This window comes from Kumtagia sp. (genome assembly GCF_059502445.1).
On the sequence record NZ_JCACER010000020.1, the window covers coordinates 37,054 to 56,526 of the forward strand.

The 19,473-nt window shown below is 65.2% G+C and carries 16 protein-coding genes; 8 read left to right on the forward strand and 8 right to left on the reverse strand.

What is annotated here, in order from left to right:
- Nucleotides 1-165 precede the first annotated feature (165 nt).
- From AC5JDC_RS08395 to AC5JDC_RS08405, 3 genes are read right to left on the reverse strand one after another with little or no spacing between them, the layout of a single operon-like run.
- Entirely contained in the window at nucleotides 166-738 is a 573-nt protein-coding gene (locus tag AC5JDC_RS08395) for a GNAT family N-acetyltransferase (RefSeq protein ID WP_495840800.1), read from the reverse strand.
- Nucleotides 739-741: 3 nt separating this feature from the next.
- Nucleotides 742-1,035, reverse strand: coding sequence for a hypothetical protein (locus tag AC5JDC_RS08400; protein WP_495840802.1), 294 nt, complete (start codon nucleotides 1,033-1,035; stop codon nucleotides 742-744).
- 2 nt (nucleotides 1,036-1,037) lie between these two features.
- Nucleotides 1,038-1,604: a helix-turn-helix domain-containing protein gene (locus AC5JDC_RS08405; protein WP_495840804.1), complete on the reverse strand. Its 567-nt coding sequence runs from the start codon at nucleotides 1,602-1,604 to the stop codon at nucleotides 1,038-1,040.
- A 439-nt stretch (nucleotides 1,605-2,043) separates the two neighbouring features.
- Between AC5JDC_RS08405 and AC5JDC_RS08410 the strand changes: the two genes are divergently transcribed.
- Nucleotides 2,044-4,533 (forward strand): calcium-binding protein, encoded by a 2,490-nt coding sequence (locus AC5JDC_RS08410; protein WP_495840806.1) that lies wholly within the window; start codon nucleotides 2,044-2,046, stop codon nucleotides 4,531-4,533.
- A 351-nt stretch (nucleotides 4,534-4,884) separates the two neighbouring features.
- On the opposite strand, the gene AC5JDC_RS08415 is transcribed toward AC5JDC_RS08410, so the two are convergent.
- On the reverse strand, nucleotides 4,885-5,898 hold the full coding sequence (locus AC5JDC_RS08415) for an AraC family transcriptional regulator (RefSeq protein ID WP_495840808.1): 1,014 nt from the start codon (nucleotides 5,896-5,898) through the stop codon (nucleotides 4,885-4,887).
- Nucleotides 5,899-6,185: 287 nt separating this feature from the next.
- Here AC5JDC_RS08415 and AC5JDC_RS08420 point away from each other — a divergent pair, with 287 nt between their 5' ends.
- From AC5JDC_RS08420 to AC5JDC_RS08440, 5 genes are all read left to right on the forward strand, one after another.
- Nucleotides 6,186-8,348 carry a calcium-binding protein gene (locus tag AC5JDC_RS08420; RefSeq protein ID WP_495840810.1) on the forward strand — a complete coding sequence of 721 codons (2,163 nt, stop codon included), beginning with the start codon at nucleotides 6,186-6,188 and terminating at the stop codon, nucleotides 8,346-8,348.
- A gap of 359 nt (nucleotides 8,349-8,707) precedes the next feature.
- A complete protein-coding gene (locus AC5JDC_RS08425) occupies nucleotides 8,708-10,555 on the forward strand; it encodes a CHRD domain-containing protein (RefSeq protein ID WP_495840812.1) in 1,848 nt (615 codons plus the stop codon).
- Between the two features lie 483 nt (nucleotides 10,556-11,038).
- Nucleotides 11,039-13,246 carry a M10 family metallopeptidase gene (locus AC5JDC_RS08430; protein WP_495840814.1) on the forward strand — a complete coding sequence of 736 codons (2,208 nt, stop codon included), beginning with the start codon at nucleotides 11,039-11,041 and terminating at the stop codon, nucleotides 13,244-13,246.
- 60 nt (nucleotides 13,247-13,306) lie between these two features.
- Entirely contained in the window at nucleotides 13,307-13,504 is a 198-nt protein-coding gene (locus AC5JDC_RS08435; protein ID WP_495840816.1) for a hypothetical protein, read from the forward strand.
- Between the two features lie 38 nt (nucleotides 13,505-13,542).
- Entirely contained in the window at nucleotides 13,543-15,372 is a 1,830-nt protein-coding gene (locus tag AC5JDC_RS08440) for an ATP-binding protein (RefSeq protein WP_495840818.1), read from the forward strand.
- A gap of 86 nt (nucleotides 15,373-15,458) precedes the next feature.
- Here AC5JDC_RS08440 and AC5JDC_RS08445 read toward each other — a convergent pair whose 3' ends face one another.
- A complete protein-coding gene (locus AC5JDC_RS08445; protein WP_106775187.1) occupies nucleotides 15,459-16,250 on the reverse strand; it encodes a GGDEF domain-containing protein in 792 nt (263 codons plus the stop codon).
- Between the two features lie 92 nt (nucleotides 16,251-16,342).
- Nucleotides 16,343-17,302, reverse strand: coding sequence for a tRNA (adenosine(37)-N6)-dimethylallyltransferase MiaA (miaA, locus tag AC5JDC_RS08450; RefSeq protein ID WP_495840820.1), 960 nt, complete (start codon nucleotides 17,300-17,302; stop codon nucleotides 16,343-16,345).
- Here miaA and serB point away from each other — a divergent pair.
- Both serB and AC5JDC_RS08460 read left to right on the forward strand, forming a co-directional pair.
- The gene (serB, locus tag AC5JDC_RS08455) at nucleotides 17,301-18,188 is read left to right on the forward strand and encodes a phosphoserine phosphatase SerB (RefSeq protein WP_495840822.1); all 888 of its coding nucleotides are present in this window, start codon (nucleotides 17,301-17,303) and stop codon (nucleotides 18,186-18,188) included. The genes miaA and serB overlap by 2 nt on opposite strands.
- Nucleotides 18,185-18,742 carry a GNAT family N-acetyltransferase gene (locus tag AC5JDC_RS08460; RefSeq protein ID WP_495840824.1) on the forward strand — a complete coding sequence of 186 codons (558 nt, stop codon included), beginning with the start codon at nucleotides 18,185-18,187 and terminating at the stop codon, nucleotides 18,740-18,742. Before serB ends, AC5JDC_RS08460 begins: the two co-directional genes overlap by 4 nt.
- On the opposite strand, the gene AC5JDC_RS08465 is transcribed toward AC5JDC_RS08460, so the two are convergent.
- Together AC5JDC_RS08465 and AC5JDC_RS08470 are read right to left on the reverse strand one after the other, a co-directional pair.
- Nucleotides 18,743-19,003 (reverse strand): pilus assembly protein HicB, encoded by a 261-nt coding sequence (locus tag AC5JDC_RS08465; RefSeq protein ID WP_495840826.1) that lies wholly within the window; start codon nucleotides 19,001-19,003, stop codon nucleotides 18,743-18,745.
- Complete coding sequence (locus tag AC5JDC_RS08470) at nucleotides 19,000-19,425, reverse strand: putative toxin-antitoxin system toxin component, PIN family (RefSeq protein ID WP_495840828.1); 426 nt, start codon at nucleotides 19,423-19,425, stop codon at nucleotides 19,000-19,002. Before AC5JDC_RS08470 ends, AC5JDC_RS08465 begins: the two co-directional genes overlap by 4 nt.
- Between the last annotated feature and the right edge of the window lie 48 nt (nucleotides 19,426-19,473).

Below are 19,473 nucleotides of genomic sequence, written 5' to 3' on the forward strand. Positions count from 1 at the left end.
GTTTAGCGCATGGGAGGACGTCGCCCGGCGGTTACACCGCCTTGCCCATGCGCATTCCTACGAGAATGAGGATCGTCTTCATGGGCGCGGACAATAGGGCCGGTTGTACCTTGCGTCAACAGGGTTTTGTCACCGATTCGGATCGGCTTTTGCGGTATGCGGCCGTCACGCCGAAGCGCCGATCCGCTTCCAGTAGACCAGCGTCCCCGTCAGCCCGCCATGCGGCTTCAGCGCGAAGTCGGGTATCTCGCCGGCAAGCCGGAAGCCGAGCTTTTCGTAGAGTCCCCCTGCCCCATCCTCCGTCGCGGTGTCCAGGACGAGCAACGTCTTGCCGCGCTCCACTGCGGCCTGCGCGACTGCGAGCATCAGCCGTCGAGCAATGCCCCTGCCGCGAAAATCCGGATGGGTCATCAGCTTGGCAATCTCGGCCCGGTGCGGCTGGTTAGGTGGGAAATCCAGCAGCAGCGTGACGGTTCCGGCCAAGACTCCGCCGATCCAGGCGCCGAGCACGACGCGTTCGCCGCGCCCGGCGGCCGCCAGCGACGTCTCCCAAAAGGCATCCGCCGCCTCCGGCGCAAGCGGGTGCATGAAGCTGACTGATCCGCCGCCGGCAACCACCGCGACGAGAATCTCGCTCAGCCGCCGCTGGACGTCGGGCAAGGCCGTCAATGCCTCGATTGCGATCGGCGCCTCCTCCGGCCCGTCCGCGGCCTGCTCCAGCAAAATATCATCCGACATGCTTCACCGTCTCCGTTTTCGTGACCGCTTGATCTCGCCGATACGCGCAGCGTCCTCCGCTTGCAGATGCCTGCCGCGCTCCAGCAGTTCGAGGGTGTATTCCTCATAGGTGAGCCCCAGCGCTTCGGCCTTGGCCAGCCTGAACAGCGCGATGTCGCGCGACTTCGGTTTCCAGGCGGCGTCATGCGCGCGCTTCCACTGCAGGAAGCGATGGGGATCGCCGCCCTTCCAGGGCGCACCCTCATAATCGTCGAGCGGCGGCCCCAGATTGTCGCCGATGCGCCTGCGTTTACGCATCGTCAGCGCCTCAGCACGACCACCAGATAGACGGCTGGCGCAGGCCCCGGAGCATGGAAGGTGCAGTCCGTCGGCGGACCGAGCTCCAGGCAGTCGCCGGCATGCATCTCATGCACGAGCGAACCCTCGTGGAAGTCGAGCCGCCCGTCGATCAGCCAGATCAGATGACGGACGAAAGTGTAGGAAGCGGCGGGAAAGCTCACCGACTGCCCCGCCGGCATCTCCACCCGGATCAGTTCCAGCGGGCTGTCCGAGGACGGCGAAACGTGCCGGCGCACATAGCCGGTGGCGGGGTCGCGCCATTGCGGCTGCTCGGCGGAGCGCAAAAGCCTGCCCTGCGCCTTCTCGGCCCTAGCGATCAGCGCCGACAGCGTCAGGTCGAAGGCCGCGGCGATGCGCACCAGCAGGGCGGCGGTCGGGCTGGTCTCGCCGCGTTCGATGGCGCTCAGCATCGCTTTCGAGACGCCCGAGCGCTGGGCGAGATCGGCGAGCGACCAGCCGCGGCCGCTGCGTTCGAGGCGGATGCGATGCGACAGATCGGCGGAAGGATCGTCAGAAGAAGAAGACATTCGTCCAATATATCAGACGAATGTCCATCATGGAAGCCCTGCTCGCCGAACCGTACCGCTGCAACTCTTCCTTGTAACGGACCTGAAACAAAGAGCGCGCTCATCCGAAATCAGATCGAAACAAAACGAAACGATAGAGGCGCCGCGGAACACGCCGACCGGCAGGCCCTGAATCGACGCGGGGCGGCGCCGGAAAATCAGCCGGCAAGCGGTCGCAACGCCCGACCGCAACAGACGAGGGGAATATCGGGGCCGCGCGTCGTAACGCGGCGATCGACGAAGACGTCGGAAGGCCGACGATAGTCGCTTTCATTTCCGGCCGCCAGGAGCGGCAGACGAACGTGCCCCCGGGATCGAGCGGGCACGCTTTTCCAAGTGCAACCACGAACCGCTCCGCGCCTCAAGGCGCGGGACGATCTTTGTCATTGAGGGACCAAAGATGGCCATCACCAGCACCTACCAGACCAACGTCACCACCAGCCAGTTCGCCGCCAACAGCTTCACCACCGGCGACCAGTTGCTGCCGCAGGTGACGGGCCTTTCCAACGGCGGCTTCGTCGTCGCCTATCGCAGCGGCGCCGTCGGCGCCGGCACCGTCCAGGTGGATTTCTACGACGCCAATCACAACCGCATCGGAACGTATCAGACTCCCAATGACGGGCCGATCTCGGCGATGGGCGCGCCGCAGGTGATCGAGCTGGCCAGCGGCGGCGTCCTGGTCGCCTGGAAGGAGAGCGGCGCCGGGCTGAAGGGTCATATCTTCTCGCCGCACGGCCAGCCGTTCGGCGACGAGATCGTGCTGACCACGGGCACCGGCGGAGAAGACTTCCAGTTTGCCGCGCGACCGGACGGAGGGTTCGTCACGACGCACACCGTCGACGGCAATGTCTATCAGCGCGTGTTCGACAACAACGGCGAGGCGGGCGGCGGCTTCCAGGTGAATGCCGGCCTTCCCGGCGACCAGATCGACGGCACGGTCGCCGTGCTCAGCACCGGCGGCTACGTCGTGACCTATACGGACACCGGCCCGACCGAGCAAACCATCCGCGCCCGCATCTACAATGCCGACGGCACCACCAAGGTCAACGACTTCGTGCTGGCCGACATCGGCGACAACACACAATCATCTGTCGTCGGGCTGGCGAACGGCGGGTTCGCAGTGGCCTACAAGGACACCGGTTGGCCTGGAGCCGATACCGGCAACAGCGCAATCACCCTGCAGCTCTTCAACGGCAACGGCACCAATGTGACGCCCAATGTCCACATCCGGGTCAACACGCCTTCCGCACAGATCGAAGGCGATCCGGATATCACCGTCCTTGAGAACGGCTTCATCGTCGTCTCCTGGACGAAGCAGCTGAGCGCCGGCGATCACGACATCTGGGCCCGCGTCTATACGCCGGCCGGGGCAGCCGTCACCGACGCATTCGCCGTCACCGCCTCCGGCGACCTGGACATCCGCTCGTCGGTTTCCGCCCTGCTGTCCGGCAGCTTCGTTACGGCCTGGCAGGACAACACCACCGACGGCAGCGGCGGCCAGATCAGCGCACAGGTCACCGAGATCGTTCGCACGACCAACGGCGACGACTCTGCCGATGAAATTTTCGGCGATGCCGTCCGTGACGTCATCTTTGGTCACGGCAACAACGACAAGCTCGACGGCTTCGGCGGCGACGACTCCATCGAAGGCGGCTCGGGCAACGACATAATTGCCGGCGGCAACGGCAACGACGTCCTACTTGGCGGCGCCGACGACGACACCCTCTTCGGCGGATGGGGCGACGACTCACTCTGGGGCGGATCAGGCATCAACACGCTGACCGGCGGCATCGGCAATGACTTCTACATCCTGGAGGGCGATTTCGACACCATCATCGAGACCGCGGGCGGCGGCACCGACAGCGTCAAGGTGTTTGAAAACTACGCATTGGCCGACGACGCCGACATCGAAATTCTGGCTGCCTACCTATCCAAAGGAGAAGACGACCTGAAGCTCACCGGCAATGCGGTGGCGCAGACCATCACCGGCAACTACGGCGACAATGTCCTCGACGGCAAGGGCGGAGCCGACAAGCTCCTAGGTCTGCTCGGCGACGACACCTATTATGTCGACGACGCCGGCGACATCGTCGTCGAGGCAACCGGCGGCGGGTCCGACACGGTCGCAGTCAGCGTCAGCTACGCGCTCGGCGCGGACGCCGACATCGAGTTGCTGCGCACCAGGTCCAATGCCGGCACCACGGCGATCGACCTCACCGGCAACAAGCTGGCGCAGACCATCACCGGCAATGCCGGCGACAATATCCTGCATGACGGCGGCGCCGGCGCGGCCGACACGCTGAAGGGGCTGGGCGGCAACGACACCTACCGCATCTTCAACGCGGGAGACGTCATCGTCGAAGGCGCGGGCCAGGGCACCGACAAGGTGATCGCCGCCGTCGACTACAAGCTCGGCGCCGGCGTCCATGTCGAGATCATGCAGACCAACGGCAGCGCCGGCAAATCGGGCATCGACTTGACCGGCAACGAGTTCGCCCAGACCATCACCGGCAACGCCGGCGACAATCGGCTGGAGGGCAAGGGCGGCGCCGACACGCTGACGGGCCTGGGCGGCAAGGATACCTTCGTCTTCGCCACCGCGCTCGGCGCCGGCAACGTCGATATCGTCGCCGACTTCAACGTCGCCGACGACCGCTTCCTGCTGTCGGATGCGATCTTCAAGGCGCTCACCCCCGGCACGCTTGCGGCCGCGGCCTTCCGGGCAAACACGACCGGCCTGGCGGCGGACGCCAGCGACCGCATCATCTACGAGACCGACACCGGCGAACTCTATTACGACGCCGACGGCAACGGCGCCGGCTCAAGCGTGCTGTTCGCAAAACTCGACATCGGCCTCACCCTCACCAACGCCGACTTCTCTGTCGCGTGACCTGTGCTTTTGGTGTGCGCGCTCAATCTCTGAGCGGTCCGTCACTCTCCGGGGCCTTGAAGTAGCTTCCCTGCCCGCTGCCGCCTAGTGCCCAAGGCGGGCGGGTGTTACCGGTGATCTTGGTGACGGCTGCAACAAGCGCTTCGGAAAGGTCGCTCAGCGCTCGGGAATGCGTGGTGACGGCTACCAGTCGCAGATTGGTGATCGAGTCGTGCAGTCTCGTGGCGTCATAGACGATCTGCTTAACCTGATCCGGCGAATCCTGATCGCCTGGCGTTCCGCTGCGGATGGATCGCCTAGGCTGATTTCCAGCGTGTCACGGTTGCCGCAACCGGTGCGCTGTCGTGAGCATCACGCCTCCGCCTGCGCGGTTTGGAAGGACGCCCCATGCATTGCGCCGCGAACACTGGTGGGAGTGGCGCCAAAACGGCGGCGGAAGCAGCGGTTAAAATAAGACACATCGTTGAAGCCGCAGGACAACGCGATGTCGATGACCTTGAGGCGATTATGGCGGGGATCGCCCAACATCGTGCGGGCCTTCTGCAATCGCAACTCCATGACACGCTCGGCAAAACTGCGGCCGGAGTCGTGCATCAGCGAATTGACATAACGGGGTGTCACTCCGAGCCTACCGGCAACATACGTCGCCGTGAAGTTCGGATCAGCGAATTCCTGCCGGATGAACCGCCCAATGTCCTGCAGCCGGGCGGCTGCCAGCCCGCGCGTGCGCGCAAGATGCGCCTCATCCCCAGTTGCGCCGAGCGCAAGGCCGACCAGATCGAGCAATGTCTGCTCGACGTGGACGCCAAGGGCGGGATCGATATTGGTGATGTCCGGCGCCGCCAGAAATGCCAAATAGCGCATCAGATAGCGTATCGCCGGAGCACCGCAGTCGAGCGGCCTCGACACGATATCGTCGGCATCCGCGAAAACGTCGCGCAGCTTCTCCCGCGGCACGCTGAGACCGCGCCAGGAGATGACTGTGCCCGGACCGACGCGCATCTCCATCGGCTCGGCATTCGAGGTGACGACCACCTGGCCGCGGCCGCAATAGACTTCCCGCCCGCGCTGGACAACGACCGCGTCCGCTCCGCTGCACGGAAACCCCAATAGAAAATCATCGCGCGGATCGGCTGCGACATTTCGCGCGCTGCGCGAGACGCGGTCCAACGTACCACCGAAAGTCCCGCATCCGACGTCGCCGAAGCCGATCAGCAGATAGTTCGCCGAAAAAGGCACGTCTTTGCGGTATGACATTGCTACGGGGCCGAAGCGGTCGCCATAGGCGTCGTGCCAAGTGGCGATCTTTGCGCGTTCGTCAATCCCATGCGGCAGCGCATCGGAAGTCATGAACAGTTTATGCATCCGAAGAAAGTCCAGCCATCGGCCCCGTCATGCCGGTTTGAACACCATCTCGTTTGCGCCTGGCAAATGCGGACTTCCCCTGCGGTCAAGCCCGAGTGCCCGTGGGTCCAAGACGGGGCGTTGAGCGTCGTCTATCTGGCGTCGAAAATCACGAAGGAACTCCCGGCGCCGCCTTACCCGTGAGGCTGTGCGGCAGGCCGGCTGCAACCTTCGCACATCCATCAGGAAAATCCATCCCCCGCTCAAGCGGGCGGGTTTGCGAAAGCTTGTTCAGAAGGAATGATCCAATGACTGTGACCATTGACTATTCGGTCAACCAGAAAAAATTCGACTTCCAGGTGAATACCTTTGAAACCGGCAACCAGCTCCGACCGGAGGTGGTGGGCCTGTCGAATGGAGGCTTCGCGGTTGCCTATAATAACGGCAATACAGCCGACGGACAGATTACTGTCGATTTCTACGGCGCCGACCTTGAACGGGTCAGCAGCTATCAAACCGCCTATGAGGGCGACACCAAAGCAGTTGGCCAGCCAAGCATCATCGAGCAGGACAACGGCACGATCACCGTTGTTTGGACCGAAGCTCAGGTCGGGGAGGAAGGAATTGTCGGCCGCTCCTTCAGTTCCGATGGTGTGGCGACGTCGACGCAATTCGAACTTCGCGGCGGCACAGGCTACTCCGATCAGCAGGCGATCCAGCTCGAAAACGGCGATTTCGTCTTCACTGCCACGGTAAGCGGCAACGTCGTGCGCGCGCACAAGGGGCCGTTGGATCAGGTAAATGCCGCCGTATCGGGCGAGCAGAACGACAGCGCAGTCGCAGCGCTCGCCAGCGGCGGCTACGTCATCACCTATACCGACACGTATCCCGACAATCAGACCATCCGCGCGCGCATCTACGACGCCGACGGCAATACGGTGATGAATGACAAGATCATCGCGAGCGCTGGCGACAACACGCAATCAAAGGTCATCGGTCTCGACGACGGCAACTGGGCGGTGGTCTACACCGACAGCGGCTGGGGCGGCGCGGATTCCGGCAATTCGGCGATCACCATGCAGATCTTCGATGCCGCCGGCAACACGGTGAGCGGTTTCGTGCGGATCAACAATCCCTCCGGCCAGCACGAGACTGACCCGGATATCACGGTGCTCGACAACGGCTTCATTGTCGTCAGCTGGACTACGATGCTCGGCAATATCGATTCCGACATCAGGGCACGTGTCTATACGCCGGTTGGCGTCGCCGTGACAGACGAGTTCACGGTAAGCAACTCGGCCGACACGGACATTAAATCGTCCGTTGCCGGGCTGCTCAACGGACAATTCGTCACTGTCTGGCAGGACAACAGCAGCGATGCCCACGGCGGGCGCATCACCGGCGATGTTACGGAGATCGTCCGCACCACCACCGGCGACGACGACGGCAACACGCTTTTCGGCGACGAACTCCGTGACGTGATCAACGGCGGCGGCGGCAAGGACACGCTCGTCGGCATGCAGGGCAACGACACGCTGTCCGGCGGGGAAGGTGACGATTCGCTGTCCGCCGGCGCCGGCAATGACATTCTCAATGGCGGGGCCGGCAACGACACGTTGGTGGGTGGCGCGGGCGACGATGTGATCTATGTCGGCGAGGCCGGAGATATCGTGGCGGAGACAGCCGGCGGCGGGCTTGACATGGTCGCTGCCAGCGTCAGCTACACGCTTTCCGCTACTGCGGAAATCGAGACCCTGCGCACGACCTCCAACGCTGGCAAGGTGGCGATCGACCTCACCGGCAACAAGCTGGCGCAGACCATCACCGGCAATGCCGGCGACAATATCCTGCATGACGGCGGCGCCGGCGCGGCCGACACGCTGAAGGGGCTGGGCGGCAACGACACCTACCGCATCTTCAACGCGGGAGACGTCATCGTCGAAGGCGCGGGCCAGGGCACCGACAAGGTGATCGCCGCCGTCGACTACAAGCTCGGCGCCGGCGTCCATGTCGAGATCATGCAGACCAACGGCAGCGCCGGCAAATCGGGCATCGACTTGACCGGCAACGAGTTCGCCCAGACCATCACCGGCAACGCCGGCGACAACCGGCTGGAGGGCAAGAGCGGCGCCGACACGCTGACGGGCCTGGGCGGCAAGGACACCTTCGTCTTCGCCACCGCGCTCGGCGCCGGCAATGTCGACACCGTCACCGACTTCAACGTCGCCGACGACCGCTTCCTGCTGTCGGACGCGATCTTCAAGGCGCTCACCCCCGGCACGCTTGCGGCGGCCGCCTTCCGGGCAAGCACGACCGGCCTGGCGGCGGACGCCAGCGACCGCATCATCTACGAGACCGACACGGGCGAGCTCTATTACGACGCCGACGGCAACGGCGCCGGCTCAAGCGTGCTGTTCGCAAAACTCGACATCGGCCTCAGCCTCACCAACGCGGACTTTGCGATCGCGTAATCCCTACAAGGCTCAACCTCGGCCGAAGGCTCCGGCCGAGGTCATTGTTGGTCGCCAAAGAACAAAACATGATCAAAGTTCCATGCAAGCAATTGGCATGGAAGAGAAAGAAAGCCGCCTGTGGACGGCAAGTGCAGAACAACCATCCCCCACTGGAAGGCGTGCGGAAGGACATCCCTCGGTTGCGAGACGAGTTCGGGGCAGAGGAGTAACATATCGACTGCAGGCGAATGAAACTTCCATGCGCGTCTATCGTATCTGGGAAGAACGGCACCTGTTCCGTCGTTGATACGTCTTGATACGGCTTATCGGCCGATCGATTTCAGATAGGTCAAAAAAAGCAATTCTGGGAGGACAGCATGGCCGACATCACCCTTGGCTCCGGCGACCAGACCTTCGATTTCTCTTCCGGATCGGGCGCCAATACCATCCTCGATTTCCGCTCCCGCTATTTCAGCGCCGTCCTGACCGGCGCCAACGAAGTCCCGGCGAATGCCAGCACCGCCACCGGCACCAGCACGGCGGTGCTGAATTTCAACCAGGACAGGCTCGACATCGACGTCAGCGTGCAGAACCTGAGCACCAATGCGATCAGCGGCCATATCCATCAGGAAGTCGCGGGCAAGAATGGCGGCATCGTCTTCAACCTCACGCCACCGTCGGCGCAGACCTTCGACATCTCCAGGACCTGGGACATTCCGATCACCGCGGTCGACGACCTGTTCGCCGAGGGCCTCTACGTCAACATCCATTCCTCGAAGTTCGCCGGCGGCGAGATCCGCGACCAGTTGCGCGCCGACAAGGGCGACACCGGCGCCGACGCCATCGATCTCGTCGACTTCAACGTCGGCACCTTCGACGCGCTGCTGCATGTCCTGTCCGATACGGCTGAGGGCGCGGCGATCACCATCCGCAACAACGGCGTGGCCGACGTGCTGACGCTGGCAGACATCGAGGTCTCCGACCTGCAGGCGTCGTTCTTCAAGTTCGCCGGCAACGTCAAGGAGACCATCAACGGCGCCGCCGGCATCGACGACCTGTTCGGCGCCGGCGGCGACGACACGATCAACGGCCTCGGCGGCGACGATCACCTGCTCGGCGAGACCGGCAACGACACGCTGGTCGGCGGAGCCGGCGGCGATCACCTGCATGGCGATGCCGGCAGCGACACGGCGAGCTATGCCGGCTCGAACGCCGCCGTCAGCGTGAACCTGTGGACCGAGACCTATTCGGGCGGACACGCGGCCGGGGACGAACTGTTCTCGATCGAGAACCTCACCGGTTCGTCGCACAACGACACGCTGGTCACCAACGATCTGAACAACAAGATCGTCGGGGGAGCCGGGGCGGACTCGATGAAAGGCCTGCACGGCGACGACTCCTATTTCGTCGACAATGCCGGCGACACGATCCTGGAGGCGGCCGGCGAAGGCACCGACACCGTCGCCAGCAGCGTCACCTATGTTCTCACCGCCGGCGCCGCGGTCGAGACGCTGCGCACCACCTCGAATGGCGGCACAGGTGCGATCAACCTGACCGGCAACGCCTTCGACCAGACCATAATCGGCAACAACGGGACTAATGTCCTGAAGGGCGGCGGCGGCAAGGATACGCTGCAGGGGCTGGGCGGCAACGACACCTATCTGATCTACACGGCGACCGACAAGGTTCTGGAGACCGCCACCGGCGGCACCGTCGACAAGGTGGCCGCTGCCGTCTCCTATACGCTCGCCGCCGGCGTCCATGTCGAGCAGATGAGCACCACCTCGGCGGGCGGAACGTCGGCCATCAATCTCGGCGGCAACGAGCTCGTCCAGATGATGACCGGCAATGCCGGCGCCAACCGGCTGGAAGGCAAGGGCGGGGCCGATCAGTTGCGCGGCCTCGGCGGCGCCGACACCTTCGTCTTTGCCACCAAGCTTGGCGGCGGCAACATCGACGCCATCCTCGACTTCAGCGTGCCCGACGACCGCTTCCTGCTGTCGGACGCGATCTTCACCGCGCTGAATCCCGGCACGCTCGCCGCCTCCGCCTTCCGGGCGAACACCACCGGCCTGGCCGGCGACGCCACCGACCGCATCATCTACGAGACCGACACCGGAAAGGTCTTCTACGACGCCGACGGCACCGGGGCCACGGCCGGCATCCATTTCGCCACGATCACGGCCGGACTGGCGCTCACCAACGCCGACTTCTCGGTGGCTTAGACCTGCCCTGCGCCGGCTGCCGCCCCACCACGGACGCGGGGCGGCAGCCGGTTTCGCACGAGATCCTCATGCTTGTTTCGGCCGTGGCGCAGTCGAGCCATACGGTTTCCATGCCTCCCCGCGGGAGAACTACCGGCAGCGCCATGGCAGCGGCGTGAACTGTCACGCACATAGCTCTTGATCCAAGCCGATCCCTCATCTACTGGGCTTTTGGTCCGCCGTCTGGACGGCGACGCGAGACGTGCACTTGGTTGCACCCATCGGCAGGCAATGCTCTGCCTGGGCAACGCCGCCGGTGTCGTTCCGAAATTGGTTGGGGTTTGATCGTTTGAACGGCTCGCTGGGGAAGGCTGAGATGTCCATTCGAGTTCTCGCGGCAAGACCGGCGCGCGGCGGCGGGTCGAGCCCGGAGGATGCCGCCCGCATAGAGCCTGCCGCCGGATCAGGGTGCATCCCCTGCCGGTCCCGGTCGGGAGCGTCGGCGTGAGTTCCGCCCTCCTCGAGGCCAGCCCGGTCGAAAACGGCACCAGCGACCCAGTCACTGCCAACAGGGCCTCCGGTGTCCAGCGCATCGACGGCCTGCTCACGCCGAACAGATGGTCCGACGGCTCCATCAGCTACAGCGATCCGAACGCGGCCTCCGACTATGGCGCCGACCATCCCGAGGCGTTCAGCAACTTTTCCCAGTTCACCGCACGGCAGATGGTGGCGGTGCACTTCGCCCTCGATACCACGATCCGGACGCAGCCGAGCGGCGCGGCCGGCTTCTCCGTCGAAGGTTTTACCGGCCTCAACGTGAGCTATGCGGGAGCAGGCACCGGCAACGCGACGCTACGTTATGCCAATACGAGCAATCCCAGCACCGCTTATGCCTACTATCCGACCGCGCAGAATTATGGCGGCGACAGCTTCTACGGGCGCTCGGGCGACTTGCCGACAGCCGGCAATTACGACTGGCACACCATCATCCACGAGACAGGCCACGCCCTGGGACTGAAGCACGGTCACGAAACCGGCGGCTTCGGCGCGCAGCCGGCCAACCGGGACTCGCTCGAATACAGCGTGATGACCTACCGCACCTTCATCGGCGACGACACCAGCGGCTATAACTACGAGACGTGGGGCGCGCCGCAGACCTTCATGATGGACGACATCGCCGCCCTGCAGCACATGTATGGCGCCGACTACAGCACCAACAGCGGCGACACCGTCTATTCCTGGAATGCGAGGACCGGCGAAACCTACGTCGATGGAAAGCTCGCCATCGACCCGGGCGGAAACCGGATCTTCCAGACCATCTGGGACGGCGGCGGCAACGACACCTACGACCTGTCCGGCTACACCAGCAATCTGGCTGTCAGCCTGACCCCGGGCGGCTATTCGACGTTTTCCAACGAGCAGCGCGCCTATCTCGGCGGCGGTCCGAACGGCGGCTATGCGCGCGGCAACGTGTTCAACGCCTTCATGCACAAGAACAACCCGGCGTCGCTGATCGAGAATGTCGTCGGCGGTTCGGGGGCGGACAATATCAGGGGGAACGCCGCGGCCAACCGCCTGGATGGCGGAGCGAACGCCGACACGCTCATCGGCCACCTGGGCAACGACACCTACATCGTCGACAACATCGCCGACATGGTGATCGAAGCGGTCGGCGAGGGTATCGACACCGTGCTGGCCTCCGTCTCCTGGGTGCTCGCGGCCGCCGCCGAGATCGAGTTCCTCAAAACCCTGTCGCAGCCGGGCACGACGGCGATCGCCCTGACGGGCAACGAGTTCGCCCAGACCATCTTCGGCAACAACGGCGCCAACATCCTCGACGGCGGGGGCGCCGCCGACACGATGCAGGGTCTGGCCGGCAACGACACCTATTTCGTCGACCATATCGGGGATATCGTCATCGAGGCCGTCGGCGACGTCGCCGACATGGTCGCCACCCGGATAAGCTATGCGCTCGCCGCCGGTGCCGAGATCGAGACGCTGCGCACCACCTCGAACGGCGGCACGGGAGCGATCAAACTCACCGGCAACGCCTTCGACCAGACGATCGTCGGCAACAACGGCGCCAACACGCTGAAGGGCGGCGGCGGGCTGGACACATTGTCGGGCCTCGGCGGCAACGACACCTATCTGGTCTACACCGCCACCGACACGATTGTGGAGACCGCTGCCGGCGGCGCCCGCGACAAGGTGGCGGCGGGAGTCTCATACACGCTCAGCGCCGGCGTCCATGTCGAGCAGATCACCACCACTTCGGCGGGCGGCACCGCGGCGATCAATCTCGCCGGCAACGAGATAGGCCAGACGATCACCGGCAATGCCGGCGCCAACCGGCTGGAGGGCAAGGGCGGCGCCGACCAGCTGCGCGGCCTCGGCGGCGCCGACACCTTCGTCTTCGCCACGAAGCTCGGCGGCGGCAACGTCGACGCCATCCTCGACTTCAGCGTGCCGGACGACCGGTTCCTGCTGTCGGACGCGATCTTCACCGCCCTGAATCCCGGCACGCTCGCCGCCTCCGCCTTCCGGGCGAATACGACCGGACTGGCCGACGACGACACCGACCGGATCGTTTACGAGACCGACACCGGGCACGTCTTCTACGACGCGGACGGCAGCGGGGCCGCGGCCGGCATCCATTTCGCCACCATCACGGCCGGGCTGGCGCTCACCAACGCCGATTTCTCGGTGGCTTAGGCCCGCCCCAGCCCCGCTCCGCCTGATCCCGAAAAGTTGCAGACTTTTCGGAGAAAGATCATGCGGCAGAACAAGGAGATCGAGCGGAATGCGGTCCATCCCGATCGTATTCCGCTCTGGACGGCGGAGCCGCACCCGGCCTGCGGCATGCACCAGCCGGCGCGAACGGAGCGCCGCGGCGATAGCTGCAACTTGAACGATCGCGTTAAGACTTTCTCGACCAACCCCTCACACGCCACCTTAACCGGCCATCTCTAGGGTTTTCAGAACACGGGTGTGCGGGGACGGCACGAAGCATGTATGTCGAGGATAATCGGTCCGCCGGGGAAGGCACGGTGCAGGAACGGCGCGACGCATCCCAGAACGACAAGCGCATCCTCGGCCATGTGGTCCAATGCGACGGCGCCCGCGCGACCATCGCCGCCTTTGCCGACACCGAGGACGGCGCCGTGACGGGCATGTGGACCGTCGGCAAGATGATCTCGATCAATCTCGGCCCGATCCGCACCGTCGGTCTCGTCTATGCCATCGGCAAGCAGGATCGCGCCTGGAATACCGGCGACAAGAACCCCATCGAGGTGAGCGTCGAACTGGTCGGCGAGGTGCGTGACGGCGAGCCGCCGGCCAAGCCGGTCTTCGATCGCGGCGTCACCCAATATCCGCATATCGGCGCAATCGCCCACCGCATCCGTCAGCGCGACCTGCAGGCCGTCTACGATCTCGCCGGCCGGCGGGCGATCACCATCGGCGCGCTGTCGCAGGACGAGGCGATCGAGGCGCGCATCGCCATCGACGACACGCTCAGCCGGCATTTCGCCGTCGTCGGCACCACCGGCGTCGGCAAGTCGACGGCGGTCTCGCTGCTTCTGCGCAAGACGCTGGAGGCCAAGCCCGACCTGCGGGTCCTCATCCTCGATCCGCACAACGAATTCGCCGATGCGCTCTCCGAGGTCTCCTACCGGATCGACACCAACAGCCTCGAGCTGCCGTTCTGGCTGTTCAGGCTGGAGGAGCTCGCCGAGGTTCTGTTCCGCGGCCGCGAGCTGGTGGCGGAGGAAATCGAGGTGCTGCGCGACCTGATCCCGGTTGCCAAGAGCGCCTACCGCAACGCCAATTCCGGCGGCGTCCTGCGCCGCGGCCAGGATGCGATGACCGCCGACATGCCGGTCCCCTACCGCATGGCCGACCTGATCCGGCTGATCGACGAGCGGACGGGCCTGCTGGAGAGCAAGCACGACCGGCCGGTCCTCAAGGCGATCCGCGCCCGCATCGAATCGGCGCTCGCCGACCCGCGCTACCGCTTCATGTTCGCCTCGCGGCTGATCGAGGACTCGATCCACGAGACCATCGGCAGGATATTCCGCGTGCCGAGCGGGGGACGCCCGGTCACCTGCTTCGAGATGGCAGGGCTGCCGTCCGAGATCGTCAATGCGGTCTGCTCGGTGCTGGCGCGGCTCGCCTTCGATCTCGCGGTCTGGAGCGAGGGGCGGCTGCGCATGCTGCTGATGTGCGAGGAGGCGCATCGCTACATGCCCGCCGACCCGCGCCTCGGCTTCACGCCGACCCGCCACGCCCTGTCGCGCATCGCCAAGGAGGGCCGCAAATACGGCTGCTACCTGGGTGTGGTCACCCAGCGCCCGGGCGAGCTCGACCCGACCATCCTGTCGCAATGCTCGACCATCTTCGCCATGCGGCTCGCCAACGAGCAGGACCAGGCGATCATCAAGTCGGCCATGGCCGATTCCTCGACCTCCACCCTCTCCTTCCTGTCTTCCATGGGCCAGCGCGAGGCGATCGCCTTCGGCGAGGGCGCGGCCACCACCATGCGCTTCAAGTTCGAGCGCCTGCCGGCCGACCGCATTCCCGGCGCCCGCAAGGATCACACCGTGGAGGCCACGCCGGCCGACGGCGAGATCGACCTCGGTCGCATCGTCGATCGGCTGCGCAACCTGCACCGTCCGCTCGCCGCCGCCTCGGCCGCGGTCGAGCCGGCGCCCGCCGGAGTTCAGCCCGGCGATCCCGGATATCGCCATCCGCCGTCCGCCGGCCAGCGCCCGGTGGCGGTCGAACGGGAAGAGCCCAGGCTGGACGTCAGGAACGCCGCTTTCGGCCTGCGCAGCAGGTAGGCGGCCTCCGCCGCTGCGGCGGCTATTCGCTTGTCAAGACAATTGCTTGCAGCCGCCGGCCGACTCGACGCACGAACTGGCCCGCCTCACGCGCTGACGCGGTTGCGGCCCTGTTTCTTGGCCTGGTAGAGCTGCTGGTCGGCGCGCCGGAAGAATTCTTCGGCGCTCTCCTTGCGGTCCCACACGGCAAGCCCGACGCTCGCGGTGATCCGCAGCCGCACATTGCCCGACAGGATCGGCATGTTGGCGATGCCGCTGCGGATGCGCTCCGCCAGACGGCTCAGGCTTTCCACGTCCATGTTTGGTGCCACCACGGCGAACTCCTCGCCGCCGAGCCGCGCCACCACGTCGTGATAGCGCGTCATGTCCTTCAGGCAGCCGGCGACGGCGCGCAGCACCTCGTCGCCGACGTCGTGGCCATGCGTGTCGTTGACCTGCTTGAAGTGATCGAGGTCGAAGACCATCAGCCCGACCGGCTTGTCGATCTTGCTGAACTCCTCGAGATATTCGGTCAGCGCCTCGTCGAAATAGCGCCGGTTCTGCATGCCGGTGAGCGCGTCGGTCAGCGCCGCCTGCTCGAGCGTCTCGGAGCGGGCGCTGAGCGTCTTGGTCATGGCGCGCAGCTTGCCCTCCTCCTTCACCTGGGTGCGGATCAGCGGGTAGATGAAGAAGATGCCGAAGAACAGCGCCGTGGCGATCAGCACGCCGGTGGCGAAGAGCAGCCGGTTGAGCAGGGCGAAGTCCTGCATGCGTCCCGGCTGGTAAAGATCCGCCACGTCGGAGCGAAGAAGACCGTAAGCATACAGGATCAGCGCCCCCGCCGCGAGGATCACGACGATGAAGACGAAGAAGGCAGATTCTGACTTGTGGAAGCGCATCATCTCTCCGCACAGGCACCGACCAGCTTATCGCAGTTTCGGGCTTACGGAGCGTTAATGGCAGGCGCATGTAGCATCGCTACCACAACTTCTTATTGCGACACTTCGGCACCCTGCCCGAGCATTTCCACGACTTTCCGCGGATCGGCGACGCGCTGCCATTCCGGCCCGAACTGATTTCGGAACCATGTCGCCTGGCGCTTCGCATATTGCCGGGTGGCGATCTTGGCGCGCAGGATGGCCTCGTCCTCGGAAAGCTCGCCGGCGGCGGCCGCGGCGAGCTCGCGCACGCCGATCGCCTTCATCGCAGGCAGCCCCGGATCGAGGCCGAGAGCCGTCAGCGCACGCACCTCCTCGCGCGCGCCGCAATCCAGCATGCGATCGAAGCGGACCTCGATGCGCCGCACCAGTTCCGCCCGGTCGGGCTCCAGCACGAACAGCCGGGCCGTGCCGATATCCACCAGCGGGCGGCTCGCCGCGCCCTGCCAGTCGCGAATGGAACGCCCCGATGCGTCCAGCACCTCCAATGCCCGGACGATCCGTTGCCCGTCGCCCGGCCGCAGCTGCGTCGCCGTCTCCGGATCCCGTCGCGTCAGCAGGGCGTGCAGGGGCTGTGCTCCCTCGTCGGCCAGCCTGCCGCGCCAGTGCTGGCGGACGGCCGCCGGGATGTCCGGCATTTCCGACAGCCCGTGCAGAAGCGCGCGGAAATAGAGACCGGTGCCGCCGACGAAGACGGGCACCCGCCCCGCCAGCGCACCGCCGTCGGCGAGCCGCCGCACGTCGCGCAGCCAGGCTCCGGTCGAATAAGATGTCGACGGATGGACATGGCCGTAGAGATGATGCGGCACGCTTCCCAGGTCGGCTGTCGACGGCCGCGCCGTCAGAAGGTCGAGGACCGCATAGACCTGCATGGAATCGGCATTGACGATGGCGCCGCCGAGCCGGTCTGCGATGTCGAGCGCCAGCGCCGACTTGCCGCTGGCGGTCGGGCCGGCTATCAGGATCGCGCCCTTGAGCCGTCCGCCGACTTCCTCCTGACCGGGTCCCTGCATGTCGCTTGTCGCCACCTTGATCTCGCACCCGGCCCGACCTGCCGTGACGGGTCCGCTGGTGGATATGGCATCGCGCGCCCTCCAGGCAACAGGCAGAAGCTGGCTGGCCGAGGAGATCGCCTGCGATCTGGCGCTGCCCGACGGTTTCGACGGCGGCTCGGCCGTGCTCGATCTGCGCGCGGCGCTGGCCGAAAGCCGCGTCGACCTCGTCGTCCAGCCGGCCGAGGGAAGGCGCAAGCGCCTGCTGCTCGCCGATATGGACTCCACCATGATCGACCAGGAATGCATCGACGAGCTGGCCGACGAGGTCGGGCTGAAGGCGCATGTGGCCGCCATCACCGCGCGCTCGATGAATGGCGAGATCGCCTTCGAGCCGGCATTGCGCGAGCGCGTCGCCTTGCTCAGGGGCCTGGAGATCGGCGTCATCGACCGCATCATCGCCGGCCGGCTGACGCTGGCATCCGGCGGCCGCGAGCTCGTCGCCACCATGCGCCGCGACGGCGCCTGGACGGCGTTGATCTCCGGCGGCTTTACCGCTTTCACGTCGCGCATCGCCGACAAGCTCGGCTTCGACGAGAACCGCGCCAACCGGCTGATCGAGGCGGACGGCAAGCTGACCGGCGAAGTCGCCGACCCCATCCTCGGCCGCGAGGCGAAGGCGGACGCGCTCCTCGAGATCGCCGCGCGTCTCGGCATTTCGGCCGCCGACGTCGTCGCCGTCGGCGACGGCGCCAACGATCTCGACATGCTGGCGCTCGCCGGCGCCGGTGTGGCGCTGCATGCGAAACCGTCGGTGGCCGAGAAGGCGCGCATCCGCATCGACCACGGCGACCTCACCGCGCTGCTCTACATGCAGGGTTATGCGCAGGCGGATTTCAGCCGATGACGCCGCTGCGCACGCAACGCCTGATCCTGCGCAACTGGCTGGAGAGCGACCGCGACCTCTTCCACCGCATCAATTCCGACGATCGGGTGATGGAGTTCTTCCCGTTCCGCCGCGACCGCGCTGCCAGCGACGCGATGATGGACAGGATGCACGCCGGGATCGAGGCCGACGGCTACGGCTGGACGGCGGCCGAACGCATCGACACCGGCGAATGCATCGGCTTCATTGGCCTGCACAAGGCCGAAATCCCGGGCATCGCCGCGCCCGGCGCACATGAGATCGGCTGGCGGCTGGCACCGGAATTCTGGGGCAAGGGTTTCGTGACGGAAGGGGCGGCCGCCCTGCTCGACTTCGCCTTCGAGGAGCTCGGCCTCGACGAGGTCATCTCCTTCGCCGTCTGCAACAACCACCGTTCCACAGCGGTGATGAAGCGGCTCGGCATGCGGCGCGATGGCGACTTCGACCACCCGCTCGTGCCCAACACGCATCCGCAGCTTAAGCGCCACGAGTTATACAGGCTGGCGGCAGAAGACTGGCGTCAGCGACGCCGGTAGTCACCGCCAGTTAGCTGGAAGTTCATCCCCGGGTTCCACTGGACCGGCAGACACTCTCTTCAGCACGTCCGAAAAATCCTCGACAGAAGCCGCTCCCGCCTTCCGCCGCAGGAAATCGGCGGCCGTCTCGACCGCTCCTACCTTTTGAGCGACTGCCGAAGCTATCCACTGGTTCAACGATACGCCGTCTGCCTTGGCGAGGCGAGCGGCGGCTTCCTTGATCGACAGCGGGAGCTTCAAGGGGTAGGTCGCTTTGCTCATATCCGTAGTCCTTTCAAGAGTTCGGCCGGGCCAAGGACCTTGAGGTCAAAACGATCCGCCGCAACGCCAAAGTCCCGACGATTATGCGTCACCAAGGCATCAGCTCTGCCGTTGATCGCGGCTTCCAGCACCATTTCGTCCTTGGGATCGTTTAGCTGAGGACGCCAGAGAAAATGGACATCGACGGGTTCCGATAGCAGAGCCAAGCCCGCCAGGAAACGATCCAGTTCCAAAGAAGACAAACCATGGACCGCGCACTGATCCGGACGCCTCAACATCGCTTCGTATTCAAGGAAGAGGGCTGTTGTTACCAAGGGGCATAGCCGCCGACCCGCAATCAACTTCAATACGGCGAACGAAGCTCCGCTACGACTACGCAATCCTGCCGTCACGACGTTTGTGTCCAGGACGATACGCTTCATACGCCAACATAGCACATCCCATGGGATGTGCTAAGACGCTGCTGGGCG